The organism is Mycoplasmopsis caviae (genome assembly GCF_024498215.1).
In the GTDB taxonomy this organism is placed as follows: domain Bacteria; phylum Bacillota_I; class Bacilli_A; order Mycoplasmatales; family Metamycoplasmataceae; genus Mycoplasmopsis; species Mycoplasmopsis caviae.
Genome location: NZ_CP101806.1, coordinates 918,753 through 941,071, shown reverse-complemented (window position 1 = coordinate 941,071; position 22,319 = coordinate 918,753). Strand labels below are relative to the sequence as shown.

The window sequence follows — 22,319 nt, the reverse complement described above, 5'->3', positions numbered from 1 at the left end:
GAGAATCAAAACTATTTTTAAAATCGTTTCTTATGTTTTTAATACTATTAATTTGCTTTGAATGATTTGACTTATCAATTGAAGACCCTATAATTGCTCCTAAAGATAAAGTTGCAATCCCCCCCCTGCGATGCCTAAAGAAAGAGTCACAATTTTCTTGTTCTTTTTATTCATAGTTATCCTTTTTATCCATTTTTTCTAAAAAGCCTGTTTTATAGGCAAATTGAGAAAAATTCTTTCTATTTTTTTATTTTATTATATATAAAAAGCACTGGAAAGTAACTTTATATTATTGGTGTAAAGAAACATTTTACTAAAACAACTATAAAACAGCCAGATTAGTAATTTATAGCCCGTGTCTAAAATTAAAATGTTTTATGAAAATATTTACACAAAAACAAACTGATAGATCAGTTTGTTTCAAATTTTATTCTTTTATGCTAAATCATTTTGCGATTTTCAATGCTTTTTTTCTTTATATTTTTTCTCAACAAAGCGACTAATTCACTCGATTGACCATCAAAATCCGTATGTTATGTAGCCAAATATAAAGTTAAGAATTAAACAAATAAATGGAACTGTTCAGTATATTTCTCTACTATTTATTTTGAAAATATAATCAAATCTTTGAACAAAAGAAACATGTTGCCTGTGACTCATTAAAAGAAAATTAGGAACATATGCCGCTCATCAATTGGTATTTTTTGATACTTGATAAACTATTTCATTAGCAATAATAGCAATTGATCAAATTATTGTATACATAAAATAACTATTAGCAATAAAAGCACCATTTTTGAATCTAGCAAAATTATTAACTATTAAAATCATCCCTATAACCAGCATACAACCATGATAAATCATAGTATGAATTGATATAAACATTGTGGGAACGTAGGCATCTTCTGGATGAATAAGCATAATAAAACTTCCGCCATAAATTGTTATAAATGCACAAAAGTCAGTAACTAAATCCTTAATTCTGCTCGGTTTTCCTATAAATAAGTAAAATGGCAAAAAATATAAAGGCAGCGAACATATTACAACAGGATATACATAATTTCGATAACTAATTGTAAATTTATATACTCCAGGATTTATTTCTTTCGGTACACCAAATCAAAGCATTTGTTTTAATATTTCAATAAGTACCATAACAAAGAATAAAAAGCCTATTGTTGTCTTAACTGCTCATTCCTTTTTGTTTCACAAAGCCACACAAAGCATAATTCCAAGAATTAAGAAAGTAAACATAAATGTTAAATGAAATGGACCAAATGACTTTGGTGTTCCGTTTGCAAATTGTGTATTCATTGCAAAGTGATATCTTGATAAAAAATCCATGTAATAAATTATAGTTAAAAGTGTTTTAAAAGAATGTAATTAAAATGGAACACTGTACTATATTGAATTTAAATTTTTAGGTTCATACAAGAAGCGTACAGCAACTTTGTACACAATAATCTAATTGTAAGAACAAAAAACAAATTGACTACACATCAGTCAATCTGTATGAATTATACGAATTTATGCCAACTTAGTTTGTTTTCGTGCTCTATATTTGCTCTCAATTTTGCGAATGATTCAACCAATAAACCATCATGTCCCATAGATCAAATAAGCACCAATAAAGTTAACTATCAAACAAATAAATGGAACAATTCAATATATTTGTCTACTATTGATTTTAAGAATATGTTCAAACCTATAAGTAATTGATACAAATTGTCTGTGGCTCATTGATAAGAAATTAGGTAAATATGACAGCCACAATTCTTTGTTGTTTTTAAATACTTGATACATAATTTCATTACCAATAATTGCAACCGACCAAACTATCACGTACATTAAATAACTATTAGCAATAAAAGCACCATTTTTGAATCTAGTAAAATTGTTAACAATCAAAATCATACCTATAAGTAACATACATCCATGATAAATCATTGAGTGTATTGACCTAAAAATATTTGCCACAAAAACATCATCAGGTGAAAATATTGTAATGAATGTACCACCATAAATTGATATAAGTGCAGTAAAGTCACTTACTAAATCCTTAATTTTGCCACTCTTTTTTATTAATAAATAAAGTGGTACAAAATACAATGGCAGTGAGCAGATTACAACAGGAAAATAAGGACTTTGAAACCTTAATACATATATTTATAAACACTAGCACTTGTTTCCTTAACTGTTCCAAATCAATAGAAATGTTTCAATATTTCAATAAACACCATAACAAGAAAAATTAATCCAATTGTTAATTTAACAACTCATTCTTTTTTGTTTCAAAGAGTAGCACAAAGAAAAGTTCCTAAAATCAGAAAAGTAAACATAAATGTCAAATGAAATGCACCAAAAGGCTGTGGCATCCCATTAGCAAATTCTGTCTCTAATAATAAGCGAAATTTTGCTAATAAATTCATCTAATTAATTATATTAGTAATTAATAAAAGTTTGTTAAATAAATGTGCTATCTTGAATTTGATAAAGGTACATAAGATTAAATTGTACTGAAAGTAACAATTAAAAAAGCTTAAAAGATATTTAAATGAAGACAAAATGCTTCTTTACTTAATTGTTTTTTAGGTAGCTTGCAACACTTAGTAACTTTTAATAATATTATGTATTATAATTAATTTAATAAATTGCAAAATATTTTAGGAGATAAAAATGGCAGAAACAAAGAAAAAGTCAACAGCCAAGAAGTCAAAAGTTACAAAAGCTAAAAGTACAAAATCAACAGTTAAAAAAACAACTAGAAAATCAACATTAGAAAAATACTACATTTCTGAAAAACTTATTAAGAAAACTAACAACATTGAATTTAACTTTAAGAAAGCAAAAGAAAAGAATTTCAAAACCTACAGTGATTTTGTTGATGCACTTAATGAATTTATAAAAGTTAGTGAAGCATCTAAAAATGAAACAAGAGTTTGATTCCATAGAAATGGTGCTTACCGTGGTTCAGTAGATTGAGCTAAAGCTAAAATTATTTTAGAAAGATTAAGTGAAAACAAAGTTGAAAATGAACAAGTTATTGAATATCTTGAACAAGAAAATCTAGTTGACAAACCAGAGTCTAAAAAAGTTGAAATAGTTGATGAAGTAACAAAAAGTGATCTTAATGAAGAAGCGACAAAAGTTGAATTCTTTGTGCCAAATGCACAATTAATTTATGCAAATGATATTACAAAAGATGATATAGTTTTCTCAACACCTGAACAAGATTATTTAGTTAATATTACTAATATTATGGCTCATGATGATCAATTAGACATTGAATATGTCTTGGAAAGATCATCAGAGCAGTCTGCTTACTATGTTAAAACACTTTCGGGCTTCAAATCAAATGAAGTTGTTGAGGAAGTAATAAGTCAGCCAATTATTGAGCAAGAAAGTGTTGTTGAAGAAACAAGTAAAAGCCATGATGAGGAATTAATTCAAGAGCAACCTGTTGAAGAAAAAGTTAGCGAACCAGTTGAAAAGGTTGAAATTGTAGATGCTAAAAAAGAAGAAAAACCAGTTGTTAAAAAGAAATTTTCAAAAGAACTAATTGCAGCATTAGTGGTTATGGGGACATTGATGGCAGCTGCTATTACAATTTTAGTTTTAGTTGCCTTTAAATTAATTTAGTTTTAAAAATGCCTTAATTAAGCAAGGCATTTTTGTTTATAGTTTTGTACTCTCTTGTTGCCACTTGAACCAAAAGTTTATTTTTTACTTTTGACTAAAAGTGCTATAAAATAGATTTATATGAATTCTAAAATAAATCATCAAGTGAATCGATATCTATTGAAGATCTTGAATTAGTTGATTCATTATCACCAAAAGTTGCTTGAATTATTTTTAATTCTTGAGTAAAAGTTTGATCAAGATGTTTACTTTTTTTAACTTCTTTTGGATCAAGCGATGCAATTAAAACAGTCTTTTCAAGAAGTGGATTCTTTAAATCATTAATTTGTGTTTCAATTGTTTTTTCCTGGCTTTGTTCATCACTAACCAAAAGTGATTTATTTTCATTTTTATGGCCTTGCATTCATAGCTTAAAGTATTTAGGTGGTGTAATTATATAATGCTCTTCATCAACATCATAAATATCACTAAAGACAAATTCTCTTTGGTTTCTTATTATTTCCTGAGATATTTCTTGGTCATTGATTCTGCTTTTAGCCTCAGGGTTAATTGTATTACCTAACACTTCACTAAGATTTCCGAATTCAACTTCCTTATTATTTGCTACTAAATAAACATAATCAAATTCGCTATTTTCGACTATGTTTTTATCTTGTGTAACAAAAACAACATTAATTTCACTTTCTTTGCATAGTTCAAATGCTGACCTTAGGAATTCAAATTTTAACTTTTGATCTTTAATATTTGGATCATCAGCTATAAAAATAAGGGTCGGTTTTTTAATAATAGAGGAAATAAAATTCATCTTCAATTTATTAATTTTTGAAATATGTTCATAAGGTTTAATTAAACTTTTTGCGCTAATTGATGATTTTTCAAAAATTTCAATTAATCTATTTAGTCGGTCAAATTGATTAAGCAATTTTGATGATATTTTCTTGTTTGAACCGATAATTTTTTTAAGTTCAATTAAATTTTTAAAAACAAAATCAAATAAATTAAATTTATCCATTAACTTTTTTAAACCTAATTCAAAATTTTTGATTCTACTAATGTCATTGTCACTAATAGATCTATCAAAAACACGTTTAAACTTTAAATTGTTTTTAATCTTCTTATTTTTTTTCATGACATTTTGACTAATTAGGGACATTGAATCATATGAATTTAATAATTTTTCATTTGATTTAAGTGCTGCATAATATTCATTTTGAATCTTGTTTAGTTTTCAATTGTGCTCACTTTGTGCATTAATTAATTTTTCCTTAGTATTTTTTATAGAACGCTCTGGAACTGTGTTGAAGTAATGTCCATGAATTCTGTTTTTTATAATTGCAATATATTTTTGATACTCATCCTTAAGTTCTTTTATTGTATTAAAGTTATTTTTCGATCTCATCTTGTAACTATCAACATTAAAATAAAATTCATTTTTTAGAATCTTCTTTATTTTTTTTATTGAAAAGTTTTTAGCACCGTAAGTTATATTTCCTAGACTATTGCTTATAAATAATTTAATAGTTGTATCTAATGTTTTTTGTAGCTCATCTATTTCCTCTGCTTTTAAATATTTAAAGCATTTTTTATATCTTTTCAATAATTTATAAGCAAACATTTTTACATAATATCTTTTGTTTAATATTTGTACTTGAGAACTTTCACGAGTAAAATAATTAGCTTTAGATAAGTCAATTTCTGCACTTATTTTGTATCTAAAGGCAAAATACTTAATCTTTTGTTCAGAGTTGTAACTTAGTTCCTTTACCATCTCATCAAGAGCTAAAATATCATTTTTTATATCCCTAATTATCAAAGTATCTTCAACACTTTTCTTTGATGTTTTTCTCATCTTAATTAAGTAATCTAACCTTCTTTTGAGATTAATTATTTGTTCATCACCTAAATAATCAATATTTGACTTTGATGCATTATAGAAAAAAAGAAATTTATTAAAAATTTCGTCTCAAAGTTTTAATGTTATGCTTAATTGTTCTTCTAAAAATAAATCTTGATAGTATTCTAATTCTTCTAAATCTTCTTGTAATTTACTAAAAACTTTTTGGCTTGCATTATTTTTTACTTTATTTAAAATACTATTAAAATTACGTTCATAGTCCTGATAAATTACTAATAGTGAGTCAGCTTCTTCTGCTAGCAAATTTAATATTAAATGACGAATTGGAAAAAGATATTTGCTCATTGTTTTGTTTAATTCATCAATGCGTTCTTTACTTTTTGTGTAGTTTTCTTCTAACTCGTCAGCCTTAAAAACAAGCGGATATTGTGAGAATTGTTCAACACGCTCAGCCATATTAAAAAAAGCAACATCATCAAATTTATTAACTTTATTATTGAACTCAATATCTCAGTAAGTTGAATTAGGGTCCTTTTTAAGATTTTTTGAAAAATAAGATAGGACATTTAAATTGTTGTTTAGAACATTGTCATAGAAATTTGAACCAGTTAAATCATTATTTTTATCAGTAATTAAGATTGCAGTTTTGTGTTTGTCATAGATTTCAATTTTTTGCAAATCAATATAATCATCCTTGTATTCAAGGTGCTTAAAACAATTCTCGATTCCAAATATCTTATTTTTCTTCATAGTATTAAAAAGTATATTAAAAAAAACAACTTTTATGATGATAATTTTCTTCTATTTTGTCCAATTTTTAAGGTTGTAAAAATTATAGCCAAAACACATAAAAGTTTGGCTATTTTTTAACTAAAACAGCAAAAAATGTGTTATTTTTTTGTTTTTGTGTGTACAACATTAAGGTTCACTGCGTTTTTTTAAATGTTAAATTACATTTTTTAAAATTTTGCATATTAAAACATACAACATCATTAAGAAGTTGCTTTTAATTAATTCATTTTGTCTTCAATCCTAAAGTTTTTTGCATAACTTTTGGGGATTGATATCATTTGTTAATTTCTTTTAAATATTCTTCAATCAACAAACAAATTGTTGATTGAAATAAAAATAACATATTTAATAAGTATTGAGCCGTTGGCTCTTATTAAGACATGTCGGTCTCAAGAAGTAAAACTTCTTTTGTCTTGCTAAGATAGGCTTTCTTCTTTTTAAAAAAGAAGAAACAAGAAAAACTTACTTAAATGATTTGTAATTAGCGTCAATAAATTCCTTCATTTCTTTTGTAATATCTTTTAACTTTTCAAGATTTTCACTTAATAGTTTTTTAATAAATTCAATGTCTTTATTGTTTGGCTTTGCAGAATTCTTAAATATATTTTCAAGTTTTTCAAATGTACTGTATGTTCATGTTCTATTATGAAGCATGGTTTTAATTGTAACTCTTACACCTTGATGTTGTGGATCAAGATTTTTTGATATTGCATATACATCGATTGCGCTCAGTTCATTTCCTTTTGGTACTTTGGCTTCATATTTTCTTTTCCCTCAACAAAGAATAATTTATTTTCAGGAGTTACCATAAGTTTTGCCTCTCCACTTTCAAACATAGAAACCCTAGCACCATTATTATCAAATGGAGCAAGATATTTGTTGTCATATCTCACAGTATGATTAACTATTTTTCTTTTAATTACAAGATTCATTTCTTCTTCAAAAATTTCAGTATTTGGCTTTCTAAAAACATTTGGTTTTTACTTACTGCCTTGTCCTTTTTAAATTGCTTGTTGTATTCATCAATTAAAAGTTCAATTTTTCCCAAAAAGTCTTCAAAACAGTTGATTCCGTTTGTATGAAAGAATGTTCCTATTCATCTTTGCAATGTTCAAAATGATCTTTCAACATTTGGTTTTGCCTTTGGATTGCCGCTTGTTATAAGTTCAATTCCTCTTGCATTTAGCGCTTCTTCCATACTTGTTCTTGTACTATCTGAACCTCAAAAAGTTCTTCTTCTATCCGTTATTATTACTTGTGGAATGCCATACCTTCTAAATAATTGTGTTAGAAGATTTTGATACCCAATTGTTGTTTCCTCAATGTCAATTCAGATTGCTAACAAACTTTTTGTTGCCGCATCAACAAGCATTATAAATATGGTACTTCTTACTTTCTCCAAAAAGATGAAGTGGTGTTGCATCAATTTCAATAATTTGCCCAAAATCATAGTCAGAACTTTTATTTTGGTAAACACCTTTTAATGGATTTTTATTTAGAATTTTTCATAAATTTTAATAAACTGTGCCTCGATTTTAGAAATATCTTGACCGTTTTCTAAAAACATTCTTCTTCTCTTAACTCATTTTTTACTTTTCTCGTTGCATATGAACTGCAATAACCAAGTCTAAGCATTCTTTTATAAAAGGTAGTGAAAGGCAACAATTTTTTTCATCATTAGTAAGTCTCATTATTGTAAAAATGCAACAATGCTACACTAAGATCACCCTTTGATATTTTCTCAATATGTTCCACTAATTCATAATATCTATTAGTTAAATCAATAATAACTGAATCACTTACTTTCACACCCCTAAGTTTATTTTTATTACCATGTGATATACTGATTGCATCTTGGTTATTTGTAGATGCAATCAATATTTGATTTCTATATCTTTTAATTGTTTTTGTTGATGTTCTACAACCCAATTTTCCTAATATTTTTGATATTTCGGCATTTGGTCTATTTCAATATTGTTGAATTTTTTTAAATCTAAAATTTTTTTTATCTTCATAATCAGTTGTTTTACCTGTATCAACTGCTTGAAATCTGGTTTTAATTACAAGATTTTCCATAATTTAAATTCTCCTTTTTTAAAATAATAATTGAAACCTAAAAATGGACAAAATAAAAGATAAAAACAGGGTGGACAAAATAAAATAAAACCATTAGTATATTAAAAAAAACAACTTTTATGAACAAAATATTATATAATATTTTCGCATGGGGGTGTAATGGCTTCGACATGCATTGGGTGATACTAATATCAGTAGTTTGGCAGACTATAATGCATCTAGGCTTTATAATCGCAAAAGATGAAAAAGCAGAAGAAGTTAATATTTCTTCACTTATGATTGCACAAAACATGCAATCACAATCAAACCTTGCTTTCGCTTAGTTAATAGTGATCAAGTGGTTTTAAAACTGATATTTCCCTAGGCTTTAAAATCGGTTTTTTGGGAGACGGAAACTTGCAAGAGTTTCAAAAATCTATGTTGTTTGCATTTCGGCAATATAGATTATTTAGAAATGATAAACTGTAAAAAGTATTGGTATTGACTTGGTGTGTGGACTCGGGTTCAACTCCCGACATCTCCACCAAATGCTGGGTTATCCAGCTTTTTTATTGTCAATTTTGTTGAATTCACAGTGATGATAAATTAAATTATTTATGGTGTTTTTGCTAAATTTGTTATTGTTTACTCAAGAAGCAAAATTATAAAATAATTTAACTATAAACCTGTTTTATAGGCTTTTTCAGATAATTGAAACTTATTTAAAAATTATGTGAGTAGTCTAAAATAAGAAATGAAAAGACCAAAAGATAATATCTTCAAAAATAATAGTTTTCAGTCAAAAAAAGCCAAATTTTTTACTATAAAATCTTCAAGGCTGAAAAATCAAAAAATAAACTTCAAAAAATTGACAAATCTCACTATAAAACAGCCTTTTTGGTAAAAATTATAAGTTTAGTTAAAGCGTACGCTTTATATTTTTCGTCCATATTATTAAAAATTTAGTATACTAATATTATTGTTATACAATAAAGGGTAAAAAAACAATTTTGTTTAACTAGAATAAAAGTCACAAATTATCTAAAATTTCCAATTACTTTGAATATTTAACTTCAATTCACAATAATCGAAAACTTTAAATTAATTTGCAACAAATATTTTTTTGCATGCCCTATAACAATGCAATATCCTTGAAAGGAAAACATGAAAAAACCAAAATTTAATTTTCGTACTCATGTGTGACCTAAATATGTTATTTCAGCAGGGGTGTTAGCTGCTGCAACGGCAATAACTTTTGGCTCACTATATGGATGTTCGAAAAATTCTGATGAGAAACAAGGAAAATCTCATCCTGGTTCTGAAAAAGATTTTAGAAACTTTTTTGTTGATGTTGATAAGGCTGAAAGTCGTTTTGTTTCAAATGACAAAAGCAGAGAAATTGCAAAATTTGATTTTAAAAACAATCAAGTTATCAATAAAGATGGTTCAACTGTTGCGGTTGATAAATTTTTGGACGACTATTACAAAGAACATAAAGCATTGCCATTTTTGAACATTAAATATGGCTCATTCAACTTCTATAATGAATACATTGAAGCAGTTAGTCCATTAGAATTTCAAAGATTCTCAAATTGATTTATGACAAATGTTTCTTGAGGTCCAGAAATCATTACACTTAAGTCATTCTCGATTGTTAAGGGTGTTGAAATGCATGGTAATAATATTACTCTTGGTTCTCACTCAACAAAAAACAAAGAACTAACAACAATTAAATTCTACCCAGATGCATTCTTTGGTACATTACCTATTTATTCAGAATTACGTGGATCAGGTAATGCACAAGATTCTCTTGTTTACAAAGTTAACAGCAAACTTTTAACATCAACTGAGTTAAAAGAATTTTTAGCCAACATTTCAAGTTATAATGCGGTTGCTAATTATTCAGCTAAAACAATCAGCACATATGGTTTTAGAAATATTCTTGACTATCGTTCATTAATTAATCAAAAGGTTTGAACAATTAGTGGAGAATGAAAAAACAAAATAAAGAAGCAAGCTTTTAATAATGTTGAATTAAGCAGACTTGAATGAAATGATTCTCATTTAACTTTAATTTATGGTAAAGATGAAGCAACAGCAAGAGCTAATTTACAGGCAGCACTTGAAAAATACAAGGGCAGTGATGAATTTAATGTTTTAAGCGATATTGTTAAAACAACACCACTTGTTCAAAAAACAATTGTTGATGTTCGTAAAATTCTAAATCCTCTTTTAAGTGAAAATGAAACAAAAGATTCACATTTAAACATTACATTCAATGATGGCACAAATATGGACATTTTTAATAGTTTTGAAAATATTACCTATAAGGACAAAGATAAGTTTGTTAAGAATCCTAATGTGGTTAACATTTCAAAAGGTTTTAATGACTCGATTGAGAGAGTTAGTTTACTTAAGGATGAATTTGTTGAATCGATTAGAAAAGTTACTGGAAAGAATAATATTAGTGAAAAAGATGTTGACACTTATATTAATGCAATTAACGAATCAGGTGTTCTAGCTCAAGAAATTCAAGTTATGAAAAAACAATTAGAGAAACTAATTGAATTATTAAGTTTACAGGAAGAATTTAAAAAAGAGGTAGACAAATACGAAACTAAGGTTAATGAACAAAAGGCTAAATTAGTTACTGATAAAGCTAAATTAGATGAAGCAACAGCTAAATTTACTGCAAAACAGCAAGAAGTTAAACAACTTGAAGAGCAAGAAAAATCTAATCCAAATGATCAAACAATCAAAACTAAATTAGCAAAAGCAAAACAAGAATTAGATGATCTTGAAGTTGATAAAAAACGAGCAGAACGTGATCACAAGAGGATTTCTGCTGCCTTAAAAGTTAATGAAGATAACTTAACAAAGGCTAAGGCTAAAGTTTGAGACGATGATACAAAAGTTAAAAAAGCATCTGAAATTGAAAAACTTGAAAAAGAAATTGCTGAAAAAGAACAACAATGAAATGAAATTCTAACAAAGCACTCAAAACTTGAGAATGGATTAAGTCAAAATGTCTTAAAGACACTAAGAGACATTATCCACTTATACAAGTTATTTAGTGAAGAAAAAGACATACAAACACACAAAAAATTAGAAAAAAATATTGATGATTTAGAACCACAAATAAATAAATCAATTTATGTATACAAAAATGAATTAGCAACAAGTTTTGACCTAATTCGTTTTAACTATAGCGAAAAACTCAAAGAAATCACTACACCTTTCTTTGAAAATAAACCATACAAAAAAACAACATTCACTCCTTTTATTTACTATACAACAGATATTGCATACTTACCTAACCAATTAATTGCACTAGATTCATTGCTTGATATTTCACGTAGTGCACAACTCAACTGAAGAAACTTCTACAATCTTGATGGTTTTATTAGATCTACAACAGTTGATGAAGTTAAAAATGATGGTTTCTACGTTTATACTAAGAAGATTAAGTCTCTTGAAGATGATTTTAATGCTAAAAATTCAAACCTTAAGGTTGAATATGATAAGACAGTTAATGAATTGAATAAGCAAATTGATGAGAAAAGGCAATTTGACAAGGTTATTAATGATTATCATGACATTGTTTCAGGCAAAGAAAATGAAGACAGTATTAAAAACTTACTAAAAGGCTTTACTGATATTAATACTCATTTACCAGAAGGTTACAAGCTTTTAGGTAACCATGGTTCAAATCCATTTACTAGTGGTGAGTTTATTGATGCTATAACATCTAAACATAAAAGTTTAGATGGCAAGCATCTTGTTGAATACATTAACTTAGTGCTCAATGGATTACCAAATGCTCAAGGTGAACACCAAAAAGAGGGCTTCATAAAATACTATCAAAGAATCGAAAGCAAAATTACAACTGGCAGCAATGAAGCTGATAAACTTTACAAAGAAATGAAAGAATTAGTTGTTAAAAGATTTGAAATTCTTGATAAGTTAAAAATCCAAAAAAGTGATTTAGCACCATTACAAGCTGAGTTTATTATTGTTGCCAACAAGTATGATGAACTTAAAGTTAAATGAGTAAAAGAATATGACAAAGATACTAATAAAACTTGATACATTGATCCAAACCAAATTATTCTTCTTTACAGATTTAAAAAGAATTTAGAGTTTGCAAAAGCACAAGCAGAAAAACAAGCAACTCTACTTGAAGAATATAAGAAAAATAGACATAAGTCATATATGGTTGAGCGAGAAATTGAGTTCTTAAAATTCAAGATTCACTACTTTACACAAGTAGCAAATTTTGATAATGCCGAAGTCATTGAACAATACAAGAAAATTGTTGCAGAATATGAAACAAACAAAAAGGATAAAATGCCACAACAATTGCAAAAAGTTGTTGAAGCAGAAGTTGAACTCTCAGATCTTCATGGTCAATGATACCTTGCAATTCTTAAAGAAAACGGCTCATATGAGCAAATTAACGCATTTTATGATCACGTTTACAAAAATGCTAAATATTACAAAGATGCTGAAATGAAGCAACTTAGTGATTGAGCAGAAATATTGAATGATTTCAAAAAGAAATATGAAAATACTAAGAAATTAGCAGAAGAAACAAAAACAAAGTATGAAACTGCTGAAAATGAAATTATTCCCTTAATTACTGAATATAATGCAGCTTTTGAAGCTGAAATGACTTATAACTCGGGGGGGGGCTAGTGGTAGTGGTATACAAGTAACCAAGAAAGCAAAGGAAAGACTAAAAGATATTTATGAAGAAAAAGTAAAATTCCTTGAATTAGTTTCAAAAAGTGCAAAAGAAACAATTGAAAAACATAACAAAACACTTGAAGAATTAAATAAGACAACTCAAAATCTTAAAGAAGAATATGAAAAAACAACTACAACAAACGAGCGAAAAGTTGAAATTCATGTTCTTATTTCAAGGCTAACTCAGAGTGCAGATGGATTAAGAAACACCATTAGACACTTAATTCAATTACAATTAGAGTTTGAAAGTCTTGTTGCAAGACACAACGAAATTACAAAAGGTATTAAAAGCAATACCCACTCGTACAGAGATGTTTTTGACTTTGATGATGCATTCTTAAAGAGATTACAATCAGTTGAAAAAGACAACGTTTACAAACTTGATAATACAACAAGAAGATATTTAATCCAATTCAAGAGTATTTGACGTTCGTATGTTAGCGAGTTCAATCTCGAATTTGAACAACAATTAAGCATCACGAAAAAAGGTGAAAAATTAACTGACCTAAGAGCTCAAATTGCAAAAGATAAAGCCCTTTATGCTAAACTTAATGCTGAATACAAAAATGAAGAGTCATTGTACAATATACTTCAAAATATTCAAACATCTCCACATAAAGAAGCAATTGAAAAAATTCAAAAATTATTAGATGCAAAAAATTCAAAATTTGCAGAACTATCTTCAAGTAATCTTTACTTTGAAAAGTTAATGCCACCTTATACATTAATCAATAAAGTTGATAAGACTCAAAATGAAAACATTGGTAATTTGATAATTGAACTTGAAGAAAAAGTTAAGTCTTCATATTTTAATGATGAATTAATCAAGAAATTAAATAAGGCTAAAAATGATATTGAAGACAACAACAGCGAACTCAACAAAGCGAAAGAAAAATCTAAACAAGCACTTGTAAGCAGCGGTTTACAAAGCGAATTAGATGCACTTAATAGTGCAAAAGCAGAATATTTAAAAGTTGTTGATAAATTTAGTCAAACTTACATAAATAGAATTTATGCTAAAGGTGTAATGAGTTATATTTCAGCTGAGCGTGCTACAAATGTAGTTAGTGAATATGAAGAGTTAGTTGCAAAAATAACATCATTAGCAGACACAAAAGATGGTGTTACATTCATAATCAACAACATAGAAGGTATCGAAAACCAACTTGCACTAGATCAAGATAAAACTTTAATTGAAGCAGTAGAACAAATTAGAAAAATTGAAAAAATGACTACTGACTTAGTTGAGAAAGCTAAAAATATTTTAGATCACCAAGATGTTAAGCCATATCTAGATATGATTGAAAATATGTTTTCTGAATTTGTATCAAAAGCCAGAAGTCTATTTTCAAGCAACTACATTAATGATCCAATAATTTCAAAATTGTTGGAAGAAGTTAATGCCAAGAAACTTGAAGCAATTAAGAACCAATTTAGTGCAACAGGTAAGGATGAAAGTCTTGAAAAATACAAGCAAATGATTAGTGAAGGTTTCAAAAAAACTATTGATGCCTTGCTTTATACCAAAGAAAATGAACAATCACTTGCTGCACTAAGAACTTATTTTTCTGCTATTTTAACTAATAGCGAATTTAAGAATAACAAAGGTTTAGAGTGAGCAAAAATTGCTTTCATGAAACTAGTTAATATTGAACAAGCAAGAGCCCAAAGCCAAGATTTAACTAAAATTCAAGCTGAATTAAGTGAAACTAATACAAAAGTTACAACAGTTGAAAATGAAATCAAAGCACTTGATCAAACTATTAAAACTTACACAGATCAGATTGCCACAGCCTCTTCAAGAGAAGAAAAAATTAAGATTAGTCAAGAACTAAAACCTTATTTAGCTCAAAGAGATGATAAACATAAGGAACTTGCTTCTCTAAAACTAGCTGTTAAATATCTTACAAGTCGTTCTGAATCAACATTGGCTGAAAAATTAAACAAAGCAAAAGTTGCTTTTGGAATAAATGAAGTTAATATCACAAAAGAATTACTTTTTGATATAAGTAGTGCTTCAGGTGCTGTGGCTCAAAGACTTCAAGATGTATTTAACCAAAATATTAAAAAATACATTAAGCAAATAGAAAAAGTTGATTCTATTCTAAAACCTGCTAAAGACTACTTAGTCTCATTTAATGATAAATATTTAAAACTTCTAAACCCAAGCATTGATACATACTCAAAAGCAAGCGAACACAAAACAAACGCACTTAAGGACTCAATTAGCAAATTAATTGATGCAAGAATTAGAGAAATTCAACTTGAAGGTCGTGAAAAAGAATTATATGCTAACAACAGCGATGAACTTGTTAATGCTGATGATTTAGTTGTTGCTAAAAGCAAAAGTGAATTGCTTGATATTTTAGCAAGCAAGAAACTAATTGAAGCAGACAAAATTAAGGAAGCTAATAAAGATATTTATTATGTTAAATTAAGTAATGTTGAAAAAGATAAATCAAAACTTGTTGTTACATTAAGAAACATTGCCAAGAATCCAGATTTAGCCTACAGTAAAATTTATACTGAAAAGTATATTAAATTCAATCTTGATGCCAGTGTTGAAGACCAGAGACTTAAAGTTGTTAATGCAATATTCAATATTTCAAACTTCAAAAAACAAATTACACCTACACTAATAAGAGAAGAAGGTAACATTCGCGACAGATTTGGCAAGAGTGTTAAAGGTTACAGTGTTTTTGTTGATGCTTATGAAGATATGACAAGCACACTACTTCGTGAAGTACCTTATGCAGGGGAGTGACTTGAGGGTGAACACCTTGTAAGTAAAATTAATGAAGATGGTGTGATGGAATTTAGTGTTCAAAATGGCAAATATTTAGGTTTTACCAAAGATACACGTGTTGGTTTATGAGCTATTCTTAAGATGAGTGATCCAAACTTCAAAGGTATTTCAACTGACTTTTTAAAATTTGTTGGAGCCCATGAATATGGACACCATATTACATTAAATGGTGCACATGATTTAGGTAATAAGGGCGAAAAACCAATCTATGTTTCAGCCCTTACTCCGGGTGCAACACCACGTATTGACAACTACTATTCAAAAGATGCTCTTAATCTTTATCTAAAAGCTAGAACTCACTTACAATTAAATACAACAAGATTACTAAAAGGTAATAATGTTGTTATTGATTATGGTGAATATATAACTTTTGGAATTCCTAAGATTGAGATTGATAAAGATGGCAAAAAGGTTTTAAAATACGAAAATGAAAAAGAAGAAGATATTTGAGGTACAAAACTTAGTCAAGATGATGTTATTGCTACACTAAAAAACAACAAACGTCGTTTCTTACAAAACTTCCAAGGACTAATGGAAGCCACTAAAGCTCGTAGAGATGCAAATGGCTTAAGTGATCCAAATGATCAAAAGCTTCTAACTGTCTTTAACTTGTGGCTAATGAACTCACTTGACCACCATTCAGGTACAATTAACCCATCACTTACTGGTGGTACTGCTAAGTATATGGTTTGAGACAGCACCAAGAAAAGATATGTCTTTAAACCAGGTAGTCTTGAAATACTTAAAGGCATTCTAAAAGATGGTAAAGGCAACAAAGTTGAATTTGAAGAAGTTAATGGCGAACTAATACCTAAGGTTGTTGAAGGTGAAAAAGACGCAAATGGAAATTACATCAAAATTAACAAAGTCTTGATGTTCAATGCTGATGGCACACCAGTTATTAATGTCCCGCTAAATCTTGACTTCAATGATAAAACTTCTCCTTATTATGATGCTAATGCTCTAAAATATGTAAACAGCAAAATTAAGTCAATCATCGAAACAGTTAAAAGTTTAATTGTTGAAAAATTCAGCATAAGAGGTTGAGATAATTTAGATACAGACCTAAGTTTAGAACCGAAAGTTATTATTTCAAATAGTTACTTAAACACATTGTTTGGTCGTGGTGATTTCTGAATTGACAAGGTCAATGATTTAGTTTATAAAGCATTTGTTACAAATAGAGATCATGAAAATGGTGGTTTAAAAGATGCTAATGCACCTTTACCTTACTATGATGAAAAAGGTAATTTAAAGGTTGCTCCAGGAGTAAGACTACCACAAAGTTCGATGTATGTAAATATTAAAAAGTATGCTAGTGTAATTGGTCAACAAGAAAATTTAACTAGTTTAATGTTTGCTATGAATACTGCAGGAAACTCATTCAATAACCTTGTTAACAGTGGCGAGGGTTACATACTTCATGTTGACAAAGATCATCAATATTTACCAAATATTAAATTAGCAAACGCTTTCCAAAATATTTTCTTCTATGATCAAGTGAAACATCTTGAGGAATTCTTACAACTTAAGAAGATGTTGAAGTGATATTCACAATACACGAGTGATTTCATTGGTAATGATGTAAATAAACATTTATGATTTGCTATTGATGATAGTAATTCTCCATTGCAAATTCTTCCAAACGGAAAACGTAATCCAAATGTTAAATTAATGAAGATTAATGGAAGAGTTGTTGAAAAACATCCAAACTTGAGTCTATATAACTCATTCTATTCTGAGGAAAATAGTCAAAAAAGTTTTGGAGATCAAGTAGAATTCAAAGACTATAAAAAATTCCTTGAATTTGTCTCAGTAGACCTTAAAAAAGCCAAATTAGACAAAAATACCAAGACTGTAAATTGAGATGTTAACTATGTAAAAGGCAAGGTTGATTTTGCCAAATTTATTACTGGTCTTAATGATGCAATTGCTAAGGATAAGTTATTAGAACAAAAGGACAAAGATTTCTACCAAAAACTTGTAGACAACAATAATGAGCAAGAAATTGCTAATGAAATTATGTTTAGATTTTCAAATTCAAACTTAGCAATGTTAATGTCAAATATTACAATTGATGATGTTAAAAAGAATCCTGAATATGGTTGAGTATTTGACCAAGCTCATGGTTATGGTGATTTAAGAAGTGCAACACTTAACACAATAAATCCTGAAGCCAAAAAACTTGAAATTTCGCTGACAGAATATATTAAAGCCTATGAAGACAAGGCTAATGAATGAAATGCACAATTAAATCAATTTAACTTATTTGATGCTTTAATTTTTGATGGTAAAACTTCAACATATACTTCACAAACAGTTGGTAAAATGCTTGAAAATGACAATTTAGTTTATAGTATTTTAATTACACTTGGAAAAGGTATGATTAAGAAAATTAAACCATCTCAAGATGTTTTAGATTACTATGGTTCAAAAACTGAACGTAAATTTAATGAATTCTTTACAGACTATACATATAACTTTGCTGAAGTTATTAACCGTGATAACTTACAAATTACTTATAGTCCAGCAACAAGCAATTTTGGTAATATGCCATCATATCTAAGCGGTCTTAGTGAAGCTAATACTGGACTTGAATATGTTGTTGATGGTGCTTCAACTTCTAAATGATTAGAATTACTAATTAAATTTAGAGGTAACGAAAATAGTGCAGGAATTAGAGATACACTTATTGATTATGAATCTCTTTTAAATGATGAAGAAAAGAGAAGAGCAAGAATTCTAAATACTAGACATATTGAGCGATTCTTTGCTAATAGTGACAACATTATTTATGGTCAAAATTACAGTAGTAACTATTTTGGAAAATTCCAAACAATTAACAATGGATGATTTAAGGATAGATGATATCGTGAGTTCTTAGACTTCAAACTTTATGATGATGAAGGTAAGGACATTGTTGATGATACTATTAGAATTAATGACTTAGAAGGTAAACGCGTTAAAACACGTGCTAGAGCTTATTGACAATACTATATTCAATCACAAGGTGTTGGACGAAGAAATATTAGCGGTATCTGAAGAGATTCTGACAAAGATGCTGTGGCAATGTTTGGTTACTTGTCAAGTGCAGTTGCTGACAAAGCAAATTATTTAGCATTCAAAAATGTAAGAACTGGTCAAGTTAAGACACTAAGAATTACAAAACAAAATGCAAGCAATATGTTTTATTACAAAGAACAACAAATTAATAATGAAGAAAGACATCAAAATGGTGAAAAAGTAAGACACTATTTAAGTGATGAACCTTATAACTTTAGCGACAAAAATGGACATCAAAAAGGTACAGGTTTTGTTGCATGAGTTTCAGATTATGGAATTATGTCAAGATATAGAAATAGATTACTTGACACTAATGAAGAATACTATGTATACTTTGCATCAGATGTATATGGTAGTAAAGCACTAGAAGCAGACCTAGGAAAATGAGAATCAATTGCAGAAAACGGTAAGACATTTTCACAAGCACCTATATCAATTTATAAAGATGCAGATGGTAATTTTAGACTTAGAGTTCAAGATCAATTTAATGGAGTTATTTAACCAAAAATACTATAAAACAGGAGGTTTAGACAAATGAAAAAAAATAAAATAATACTTTCTCTTGCTAGTATAAGTACAATTGGAATAACTAGTTTTGCAACAATTTCATGTAGTAGTGGTTGCAATACAAAAAATAAAAAAGTAGACTACAATCTCGGTCTTGTAACTGAACCTATTAACTCCTTAAATTACTTGAAATTTAATTCTGTATCAAAAGTTTTACCATCAATAGTAGAAAGCCCACTAAAAAGCGGACCAAATGATTCTCTTAAAAGAATTTTAAACTTACCTGAAATTCCTATGGGTATTTATGGTAACGATGATAAAAGTAATTCTATGGATGATTATTTAAAAAATAATGAAGTTCCAAAACAATCATCAGGTCGTTACTATCCATTAGATCAATTTGGTTCAGCACCAGGGACAATTAGTTCAGATAAGTCTGAATATCAACCGGTTAGTGTTGTTATGACTAAAAATAATAAAATACTTTCTCTTCATCTAACATTAAATAGAGGAGAAAGTAAATGAAGTAATGGTGATCTAGTTACAGCTGATGATTATATTGATGCTATGCACTATATTCTTGACATTAACACAGGTAGTCAAAAGCAAACAAGTGTTTTACAAAGAAAATTTAGAGCAAGTAGCAACTTTATTGATGCTCAACAAGAATACATCAAAAAACATAAAAAAGCTTACACAAACCCTTTTGCTTATCCTGAATTAATCAAGCAAAATGGCCAATGGGTTTATGATGTCTTAAATCCAAACTACAAACCATGAGCTAGTCAACTAGAAAATGATGCAGACAAGGAAGAAGTTGAAAAAATTAAAAAAGAAGCTCTCAACCTTGGTCTTTATTCAGGTCGTATGTATTGAAATTATGATAATGCAACAATTTTGGCTGCTATTCCTTACTCGCCTGACTTTAATGCTAATGATGAAATTACAACAGTTATGTTACCTAACCCTGAGTATTCATTAAATAAACACAGTGCAGAAGAATTAAAGACAATACCACAAAGAATTGCAACAAAAATTCGTAAATATCTTTATTTTGATCCTCGACAAGAGTATTCAGATACATTATTTAAATCACTTGTTAAAGATGCTAGAAAATTAAAAGATAGATTAAGTGATGATATTTCAACTGATACTGATATTAATGAATATAATATGGCTGTCAACAAACTTTATGGTAACAACAACACACTTGATAATGATTTTGTTAATACACTTGATTCAAGAAAATATATGAAAAATAGAGTGCTTGCTCTGGATGAATACTCATTAAGAGTCGAATATGACAGTAATGAACCTACTTCTCTTAACAATGCATACACTGATATTCAATCAAACTTAATTCCAGTTAATAGAAGATTCGTTGAAAGTATAGGCGGAATTACTGAATTTGGACTAGACAATTCAAAATTTTTAACCAATGGACCTTTCTATATTAAAGATATAGTGCTTGGACCTCAAGGTTACATGAAACTTGTTAAGAATAATACTTATTATTCATCTGCTAAAACAATTAGCAATTCAATTAAGATTTTCTTTAGTTCGGATCCAAATATCAACTCAGCAATGTATGATGATGGTTATATAGCTGCTACAAAGATTCCAGCAGTTCAACAAATTAATTATTGAACTAATAGAACTTATCGTCCATTTATGAAAAAATCATCTGGCTTTGGCACTATTGCATTAGCTTTCAACTTAGATAAAGAAACCAACGCTAATTCATTTATTAATGACCAGGATTTACGTAATGCTCTATATTTTGCAATTAACCGTAACGAAATGCTTAACATAGTAGGTTGAAACTCATCATTCCCAGTTATTACTTGAACTGCATTTGGTCAAGGTTCATCAAGTTTTGGTGATGCTATTGAAATTGGTTTTGATCACGACTTTATGAGAACAAAGGTTTCAGATAAACAATTCCCAATTCAAAATTACAACCACGTTGATCACTTGGCAAAACAATATAATAACGAGCACGTAGATCGTACTGATAAGGGTTATGATTTAGAAGTTGCTCGCTCTTATATGAAGAGATTTAAGGATAAACACCCAAATCTTAAAAACGTTACACTTAAATATATTTCAAATTCAACAGATGAGCAACAAAATGCAGGTATTGCACTTAAAGATTTTGTCAAGAAAGCTTTTGATGGTTTTGTATCAATTGATGTTCAAGGTTTACCAGAAAACGTTTATGAAGATTTTAGAACCACAGGTAAATATGACTTAATTTATCGAAACTTTGATACCTTTGGCTCAGATAGTTATAGTTATGTAAAAGTATTCTTCAAACCAGATGAAATTGATAAAGCTAACCAAAAAACCACTGGTTTTAGAAATAACCCCGCAGGCAGTTGAACATACCAAGCATATTTTGAAGATTTAGGTTACATTTGAGACAAAAATACACAACAGTTATCTTCAACAAAGCCTGATTTAGTAAAGCAAACAATTGATAGGCTAAATTTAGAAGAAAAACACTGAAACAAAATTGTTGAGTTAGTGTTTAGAAAAACTTATGTTGATGAAGCAAATGAAAAACATGAATCAATAAGCAAATTTACTGAAAGATATCTAAGATTTTTCTCAAACCAATTTAGCGAAAGTGAAAAAACTGAAGGTTGAACTGAACAAAGTGCTTTTGGTATTATTACTGCATTAGAAAAAATTGTTCGTGATGCGGCACCAGTTGTACCTTTAATGGAAGTTGATACATACTGAGAAATCTCAAGAGTTAATGGAACAGAAAACTTATTTACTTATTCATTACAATATGCTTATGATGTGGCAAGACCTCCTAGAGCAACATTGCCAACCAATATAAAATCATAA

The 22,319-nt window shown here is 28.4% G+C and carries 13 protein-coding genes and 1 other RNA gene; 5 read left to right on the top strand and 9 right to left on the bottom strand.

Annotated elements, in window-relative coordinates:
• Positions 1-435: 435 nt before the first annotated feature.
• The 3 genes from NPA07_RS04545 to NPA07_RS04535 all read right to left on the bottom strand — a co-directional run bounded on the left by NPA07_RS04545 (position 436) and on the right by NPA07_RS04535 (position 2,429).
• The gene (locus NPA07_RS04545; RefSeq protein WP_126118352.1) at positions 436-1,344 is read right to left on the bottom strand and encodes a hypothetical protein; all 909 of its coding nucleotides are present in this window, start codon (positions 1,342-1,344) and stop codon (positions 436-438) included.
• Positions 1,345-1,527: 183 nt separating this feature from the next.
• Positions 1,528-2,109, bottom strand: a complete 582-nt coding sequence (locus tag NPA07_RS04540; RefSeq protein WP_235659547.1) for a hypothetical protein — start codon at positions 2,107-2,109, stop codon at positions 1,528-1,530.
• Between the two features lie 44 nt (positions 2,110-2,153).
• Positions 2,154-2,429, bottom strand: a complete 276-nt coding sequence (locus NPA07_RS04535; RefSeq protein ID WP_235659548.1) for a hypothetical protein — start codon at positions 2,427-2,429, stop codon at positions 2,154-2,156.
• 247 nt (positions 2,430-2,676) lie between these two features.
• Here NPA07_RS04535 and NPA07_RS04530 point away from each other — a divergent pair, with 247 nt between their 5' ends.
• Entirely contained in the window at positions 2,677-3,639 is a 963-nt protein-coding gene (locus NPA07_RS04530) for a hypothetical protein (protein ID WP_126118353.1), read from the top strand.
• 127 nt (positions 3,640-3,766) lie between these two features.
• Here the strand turns inward: NPA07_RS04530 and NPA07_RS04525 are convergent, their stop codons facing one another.
• The 6 genes from NPA07_RS04525 to NPA07_RS04500 all read right to left on the bottom strand — a co-directional run bounded on the left by NPA07_RS04525 (position 3,767) and on the right by NPA07_RS04500 (position 8,362).
• Positions 3,767-6,244, bottom strand: a complete 2,478-nt coding sequence (locus NPA07_RS04525) for an MAG1360 family OppF-related protein (RefSeq protein WP_126118354.1) — start codon at positions 6,242-6,244, stop codon at positions 3,767-3,769.
• Between the two features lie 504 nt (positions 6,245-6,748).
• Positions 6,749-6,940, bottom strand: a complete 192-nt coding sequence (locus NPA07_RS04520) for a hypothetical protein (RefSeq protein ID WP_256553164.1) — start codon at positions 6,938-6,940, stop codon at positions 6,749-6,751.
• Between the two features lie 17 nt (positions 6,941-6,957).
• On the bottom strand, positions 6,958-7,218 hold the full coding sequence (locus tag NPA07_RS04515; RefSeq protein ID WP_256553163.1) for a hypothetical protein: 261 nt from the start codon (positions 7,216-7,218) through the stop codon (positions 6,958-6,960).
• Entirely contained in the window at positions 7,206-7,658 is a 453-nt protein-coding gene (locus NPA07_RS04510) for a hypothetical protein (RefSeq protein ID WP_256553162.1), read from the bottom strand. The genes NPA07_RS04515 and NPA07_RS04510 overlap by 13 nt, the downstream gene beginning before the upstream one ends.
• A gap of 123 nt (positions 7,659-7,781) precedes the next feature.
• Positions 7,782-7,904, bottom strand: coding sequence for a hypothetical protein (locus NPA07_RS04505; protein ID WP_256553161.1), 123 nt, complete (start codon positions 7,902-7,904; stop codon positions 7,782-7,784).
• 59 nt (positions 7,905-7,963) lie between these two features.
• Complete coding sequence (locus NPA07_RS04500) at positions 7,964-8,362, bottom strand: hypothetical protein (protein WP_256553160.1); 399 nt, start codon at positions 8,360-8,362, stop codon at positions 7,964-7,966.
• 150 nt (positions 8,363-8,512) lie between these two features.
• Here NPA07_RS04500 and ssrA point away from each other — a divergent pair.
• The 4 genes from ssrA to NPA07_RS04480 all read left to right on the top strand — a co-directional run bounded on the left by ssrA (position 8,513) and on the right by NPA07_RS04480 (position 22,319).
• Positions 8,513-8,888, top strand: a transfer-messenger RNA (tmRNA) gene (gene ssrA, locus NPA07_RS04495).
• 617 nt (positions 8,889-9,505) lie between these two features.
• Positions 9,506-13,036 carry a PDxFFG protein gene (locus NPA07_RS04490; RefSeq protein ID WP_256553159.1) on the top strand — a complete coding sequence of 1,177 codons (3,531 nt, stop codon included), beginning with the start codon at positions 9,506-9,508 and terminating at the stop codon, positions 13,034-13,036.
• Positions 12,999-19,457 (top strand): rhoptry family protein, encoded by a 6,459-nt coding sequence (locus tag NPA07_RS04485; protein ID WP_256553158.1) that lies wholly within the window; start codon positions 12,999-13,001, stop codon positions 19,455-19,457. Before NPA07_RS04490 ends, NPA07_RS04485 begins: the two co-directional genes overlap by 38 nt.
• 33 nt (positions 19,458-19,490) lie before the next feature.
• The gene (locus tag NPA07_RS04480; protein ID WP_256553157.1) at positions 19,491-22,319 is read left to right on the top strand and encodes an ABC transporter substrate-binding protein; all 2,829 of its coding nucleotides are present in this window, start codon (positions 19,491-19,493) and stop codon (positions 22,317-22,319) included.